The sequence below is a fragment of the Haliea sp. genome (genome assembly GCF_040222615.1).
Classification (GTDB): Bacteria; Pseudomonadota; Gammaproteobacteria; order Pseudomonadales; family Halieaceae; genus Haliea.
In genome coordinates, this window is the sequence record NZ_JAVKCQ010000042.1 from 1 (window position 1) to 6,161 (window position 6,161).

A 6,161-nucleotide genomic window follows, 5' to 3' on the forward strand; every position below is an offset into this window, starting at 1 on the left:
TGTTGAAGGACGCCTACCAGCCGCGGAACCTGGAGTCTGTGATGTGCCGGTCACTGGTCAGCGTGGACTGGCAGGGCTATCTGTATGACTGCGACTTCAACCAGCAGCTGGACCTGCCACTGGCGGGCGAGGCCTCCCGGCCCCGACTGGAATCCCTGCTGGAAAGCGATCTCAGTGGCCGGGAAATCCGGGTTGCCGACCACTGCTACGGCTGCACCGCAGGCCAGGGCAGTAGCTGCGGGGGCGCCCTGCCGCAGTAATTGCAACGCCGACGCCAACGTTGCCCAAACAGACTCCCGAGGAAAATCGTGAACAAGAAACTGCTGCTGATTTCTGCCGTCGCTGCCCTGGTACTGGCGTTCTTCGCCCTGGGTCTGGACGATTACCTGACCCTGGACCAGCTCAAGACCAGCCAGGCGCGCTTCGCCGGGTTGCTGGCTCAGCACCCGGTGCTGGTGCCAGCGGCCTATTTCGTCATCTATGTCATTGTCACGGCCCTGTCGCTGCCGGGTGCGGCGATCATGACCCTGGCAGGTGGCGCCCTGTTCGGGCTCGGCCAGGGCCTGCTGCTGGTGTCCTTTGCCTCCAGCATAGGCGCCACCGTGGCCTTCCTGGTGGCGCGCTTCCTGCTGCGCGATACCGTGGAACGGCGCTTCGGGGAACGCCTCAAGGCCATCGACCGGGGCATCGAGCGCGACGGCGCGTTCTACCTGTTCACCCTGCGCCTGGTGCCCATTTTTCCCTTCTTTATCATCAACCTGGTGATGGGTCTGACCCGGCTGCGCACCTGGACCTTCTACTGGATCAGCCAGCTGGGCATGCTGGCGGGCACCGCAGTCTATGTGAATGCGGGCACCCGGCTCGCGGCTATAGAGCGGGTGGGGGATATCCTGTCGCTGGAGCTGTTGCTGTCCTTCGTGCTGCTGGGCATTTTCCCCTGGATTGCCAAGGCCATCGTCGCCGCGGTGCAGCGGCGCCGGGTCTACAAGCCCTGGCAGAAGCCAAAAAGCTTTGACCGCAACCTGGTCGTGATCGGGGCTGGCGCCGGCGGCCTGGTCTCCGCCTACATCGCCGCGGCGGTGAAGGCGAAGGTCACCCTGGTGGAGGCCCACAAGATGGGTGGCGACTGCCTCAACTACGGCTGCGTGCCGAGCAAGGCCCTGATCAAGAGCGCGAAAGTGGCCCAGCAGATGCGCCACGCCGACCATTACGGCCTGCAGCCGGCAACGCCACAGTTCAGCTTCCGCGCGGTGATGGCGCGGGTACACCGGATCATTGCCGAGGTCGAGCCCCACGACAGTGTCGAGCGTTACACCGGCCTCGGGGTGGAGGTTCTGCAGGGTTACGCGAAGATCGTCGACCCCTGGACCGTGGACATCGCCCTCAACGACGGCGGCAGCCAGCGCCTGACTAGCCGGGCGATTGTCATCGCCGCGGGCGCCGCCCCCCTGGTACCGGACCTGCCGGGACTGGAAGACGTGGGCTATGTCACCAGCGACACTATGTGGGACGCCTTCGCCGAGCTGGACACACCACCCCCGCGCCTGGTCGTGCTGGGTGGCGGCCCCATCGGCAGCGAGCTGGCACAGGCCTTTGCCCGTCTCGGCAGTAGAGTGAGCCTGGTGCAGCGCGGCGAGCGCATCCTGCACAAGGAGGACCCGGAAGTCTCCGAGCTGGCTCGGCAGGCGCTGGCGCGGGACGGGGTGCAGGTGCTGACCGGGCACGCCGCCCTGCGCTGTGAGCGCGACGGCGAACGCAAACTGCTGGTGGTAGCCCATGAGGGTGAGGAAAAAACCATCGAGTTCGACCAGCTGCTGGTGTCCGTCGGCCGCAAGGCACGCCTCACCGGCTATGGCCTGGAAGAGCTGGACATACCCACCAGCAAGACCGTGGCGACCAACGAGTACCTGGAAACCCTGTACCCGAACATCTACGCCGCCGGCGATGTCGCCGGGCCCTACCAGTTCACCCACACTGCCGCCCACATGGCCTGGTACGCAGCGGTTAACGCCCTGTTTGGCCAGTTCAAGCGCTTCAAGGTGGATTACTCGGTGATCCCCTGGACCACCTTCATCGACCCGGAAGTGGCACGGGTGGGCCTGAGCGAGGAGGAAGCCCGCGAGCGCGGCATTGCCTTCGAGGTGACCCGCTTCGAACTGGCGGAGCTGGACCGGGCCATTGCCGACAGCGCCACCAGCGGCTTCGTCAAGGTGCTGACCGTGCCGGGCCGCGACCGTATCCTGGGCGTCACCATCGTCGGCACCCAGGGCGGAGACCTGCTGGCGGAGTTCGTGCTGGCGATGCGCCACGGCCTGGGGCTGAACAAGATCCTGGGCACCATCCACACCTATCCGACCCTGGCGGAGGCCAACAAGTATGCCGCCGGGGAGTGGAAGAAGGCCCACGCCCCCGAGCGCGTGCTGCGCTGGCTGGCGCGCTACCATCGCTGGCGGCGCGGGGGCCGGGCGTGAAGCTGACGACATTGGGTGCTGTTGTTGCCCTGCTGTTGCTGACCCAGCCGGCCCTGGGGTTCGATCACAGCCACGCGCGTTTCGCGGGCGTGCTTGCCACGCACGTGCAGTGGCAGCCAGGCGGTCACAACAGCCGCGTGGACTACGCCGCGCTGCGGGCGGAACCGGCAGAGCTGGCGGCGTACCTGGCTGAGCTGAGCGCAGTGGCAGCCCCCCAGTTCGGGCGCTGGACAGAGGCCGAGCAACTGGCGTTCCTGATCAATGCCTACAACGCCTTTACCCTCAAGCTGATCATCGACCATTACCCGGTGGACTCCATCCGCAATATCGGCAGCTTCTGGCAGAATCCCTGGAAAATGCGCTTCTTTACCCTGCTGGGGGAGCCGATGTACCTGGACCGGATCGAACACGAGATCATCCGCGAGCCCGGGCGTTACGACGAGCCGCGTATCCACTTCGCGGTGAACTGCGCCTCCATCGGCTGCCCTGCCCTGCGCCCCGAGCCCTTTACCGCCGCGGAGCTGGAGTCCCAGCTGGAGGACAGCAGCACGCGGTTCCTCGGCGACAGTAGCCGCAACCGCTACCGCGATGGCCGCCTGGAGGTGTCATCCATCTTCAAGTGGTACCGGGAGGACTTCGAGCGGGGCTGGCGCGGTGCGGACACGCTGGACTCATTCCTTGCCCTGTATGCAGGCGCCCTGGGGCTGGACGCAGATGACCGGGAAAAGCTGGCCAGTGGCAAGCTGAAGGTCCGCGTCCTCGACTATGACTGGACCCTCAACCGCCTGGAGGCCCGGCCCTGAAAAGAGCCACCCGCATCGGGGTCGACATGACCGCAATGCCGGACTCCTGATGCCAGCCCCAACAGCAGAAAAGCCTTGCCGATTTCAGGGGGAACTGCTTCCCCATGACATCCTGTGCTCCTGAACATCGTCGGACGCCAGAATCTCCGCGGAAACGCCGTTGAGACGAATGTCAAAGCAGCCCCGGTGCAACTGCCGGTGATGGAACCGACACAGGGTCACCAGATTATCCAGCCGCGTCTCTCCACCCTCCGCCCAGTGCTGGATATGATGAGCATCCACGTATTCCGATTCCTGACAGCCCGGATACTGGCAGACCCCGTCCCGCTCACGCAGGGCGCGGCGTATTCGCTCCGGCACAATCCGCGACTTCCTGCCCACATTAAGCACCTTGCCGGCGTCATCTTCCAGCACAGTGACCAGGGACGCGTCGCAACTCAGCCGCCGCGCGGTGGACGGCGCAAGCCACGGTTTATCCTCGAAGTGCGCCCGCCCATGCGTGCAGCACACTCCCGAGTGCTGCTCGCGCAGGGTATTTACATCCACATGCAGTACAACCTGGCAGCGCTCCGTGCCCTTCAGGCCCTGCAGGCCCTGATAATCCGGCCCCGTGGCCAGAAAGTGCTCCACCAAGGCCACCAGCGCATCCGCCCGAACCTGGTTCATGTGCTGCGAAAAAGTTGCCGCGGAGATTTTTTCCTCCGCCCGGGCGTAGGCAAGATGGTTAGTTAGGGTGTTCGAAGGGCCGGTCGCTGATTCCGCGGCTGGGTGTGCGCCGCTCACTGCAGCTGAACAGGAATCAGCCCGAACCGCGCCGCCATCGACACCCGCGCCGTCCCCTGTGCCCCCACGCCGCAGAATCTTCCGCGCCACTGCCTGCATGCGCGCCTTCTGCGTGGCCTGCCACTCTTCCTGCCGCTCTTCCGCCAGCGGCCGGGCCACGGCCTGCAGGGCCTTCATGACCAGCTGCCCCTGTTCCGGCGGCAGCCTGGCATGAATCACCCACATGCCGTCCTCATCCTGAAACCAGTAAACCTCCCGGGCCAGCTCGCGCATGGCTTCCATGTCCAGCACCGGCGCGGCACCATTCCCGGGGGCATCATCAGAGCGATCGGCAGCCACGTCACCGGGACCAGCGGCATCCACAGTTTTATCCGGCCCCCACTCCAGCAAGCCCGCCAAGCCCGGCTCGGGCACCGGCTCATACCGACTCACCAGCCTCTCCAGATGACCGGCGCTGTTATTCTGCGCCAAATGCACCATAAAGCCCTCATTCTCTGGGGTGGCCACGCGGGTAATGGCGCGCACCTTGGAATAGGAAATACCTCCCTCCGCAAAAGCGACATTCAACTCCGGCAGCACTTCCAGCTGCCGCGCCACCCGCACCTTCTCCCGCGCCGCGCCCAGGGTAATGCCGCAGTTGGCTACCAGCCAGTGGGCACAGGAACGCATCGTGCCCTGCTCGCGCCAGCCACCGCAGCTGTCAAACTCCGCAATCAGCCGGAGCAAGCGGTGATTCGCCGCGTTGATCTGCGCCGAGAGCAAGGTAATCGCCTGCCCCAGCTGGGCCCCGCTCAGCCGCTGGGACCAGTCTTCCACAATCGCCGGTACGCCCATGATCCAGCCCCTATACTGTGTATTTATACAGCATAATGGCCAACGATCGGCAACCCGACAAGCACCGCGTTTCATCAAATGCGGCCACCCTGCCCATGGGAACTCAATTACCGGAGTTTCCATCATTGAATGACAAGGAATTCATGCAACTGCCGGGGGACAACAAAGTGACACCCGAAACTAGTCCACCGCGGCCAGATGCCGCTGCAGGAAGGCGTCGGCCTCCGGCAGCGCCGTGCCCACCGTGAGGAAGGTCAGGATATGACCGCGTCCGCCCTGCCGCTCCAGCGCGACCGGCACATTCTGGGCAGCGAGGGCGGCGACGAATTCTTCCGCGTGATCAATCGTTACCAGGCTGTCGCGAGTGCCGTGGAACAACAGGAACGGCGGCGCATCCGGGTGTACCCGGGTGACCGGAGAGGCGGCGGCAAAAGTTTCCGGTATCTCATTGATGCCCCCGCCAAGGAACTGGGGCACCAGCTTGCCGCCGGTATACTTGCGCAGGTCCATTGGCGCGCCACCCGCTACCACTGCCGCAGGCCGGGTACGCTCTCCGCCCCAGGGCTGGTCGAGGTCATTGCCGGTGCCCGCGGCCAGTGCCATCAGGCTGACCAGGTGAGCGCCTGCCGAGTAGCCAAAGGCGCCGATGCGCTCCGCATCCAGGCCCAGGCGACCGGCCTCCCGGTGCAGCCAGTGCATGGCCTGCTGCAGGTCGTGCACCTGGGCCGGGTACCGTGCTTCGGGGGCGAACCGATAGCTGACATTCATGACCACATACCCCTGGCCCACGTAATAGCGGGCGAGGCGGTCCATGTCGTCCCGGCTGCGGCGCTCCCAGCCGCCCCCGTGCACCAGCAGCATACCCGGGAACGGCCCCTTGCCCTGAGGCTGGTAGACATCCGCCTGCAGCGGTTCGGGCCAGTCCGCCGGCGTATACACCAGCGTGCTTACCGCCGCCGGCGCCTGTTTCTGGCCCAGCACCACCCCGCAGCCGGCGACAGTAATGGATGCCACCGCGACAAAGGCTACTAACACGCTTTTCATGGTCATTTACCCCTTCTGGTACCTGCTTCCCTGTCCTGTTTACGCACAGGGTTCACGTTCGGGCTTGCGCAAGCCCGCTTCGACCACCACACGAGGCTGCAGTACACTACCGCGCCATGGCCCCCACGCAAACAATTTCCCGTCGCCTGCTGGCCTGGTTCGACCAGCACGGACGCAAGGACCTGCCCTGGCAGCGGGACACCAGCCCCTATCGCGTCTGGGTCTC

General features: G+C 65.2%; 5 protein-coding genes. 3 read left to right on the forward strand and 2 right to left on the reverse strand.

Annotated elements, in window-relative coordinates:
- The 3 genes from RJQ10_RS04070 to RJQ10_RS04080 all read left to right on the forward strand — a co-directional run.
- A partial coding sequence (locus tag RJQ10_RS04070) for a DUF3641 domain-containing protein (protein ID WP_350143892.1) occupies positions 1-260 on the forward strand: 260 nt, incomplete at its 5' end.
- Positions 261-308: 48 nt separating this feature from the next.
- Positions 309-2,471, forward strand: a complete 2,163-nt coding sequence (locus tag RJQ10_RS04075) for a dihydrolipoyl dehydrogenase family protein (RefSeq protein WP_350143894.1) — start codon at positions 309-311, stop codon at positions 2,469-2,471.
- Positions 2,468-3,274, forward strand: a complete 807-nt coding sequence (locus RJQ10_RS04080; RefSeq protein ID WP_350143896.1) for a DUF547 domain-containing protein — start codon at positions 2,468-2,470, stop codon at positions 3,272-3,274. Before RJQ10_RS04075 ends, RJQ10_RS04080 begins: the two co-directional genes overlap by 4 nt.
- A gap of 84 nt (positions 3,275-3,358) precedes the next feature.
- Here the strand turns inward: RJQ10_RS04080 and RJQ10_RS04085 are convergent, their stop codons facing one another.
- Both RJQ10_RS04085 and RJQ10_RS04090 read right to left on the reverse strand, forming a co-directional pair.
- Positions 3,359-4,891, reverse strand: a complete 1,533-nt coding sequence (locus RJQ10_RS04085; RefSeq protein WP_350143897.1) for an HNH endonuclease signature motif containing protein — start codon at positions 4,889-4,891, stop codon at positions 3,359-3,361.
- A 180-nt stretch (positions 4,892-5,071) separates the two neighbouring features.
- Positions 5,072-5,935, reverse strand: coding sequence for an alpha/beta hydrolase (locus RJQ10_RS04090; protein WP_350143899.1), 864 nt, complete (start codon positions 5,933-5,935; stop codon positions 5,072-5,074).
- Positions 5,936-6,161: the final 226 nt, after the last annotated feature.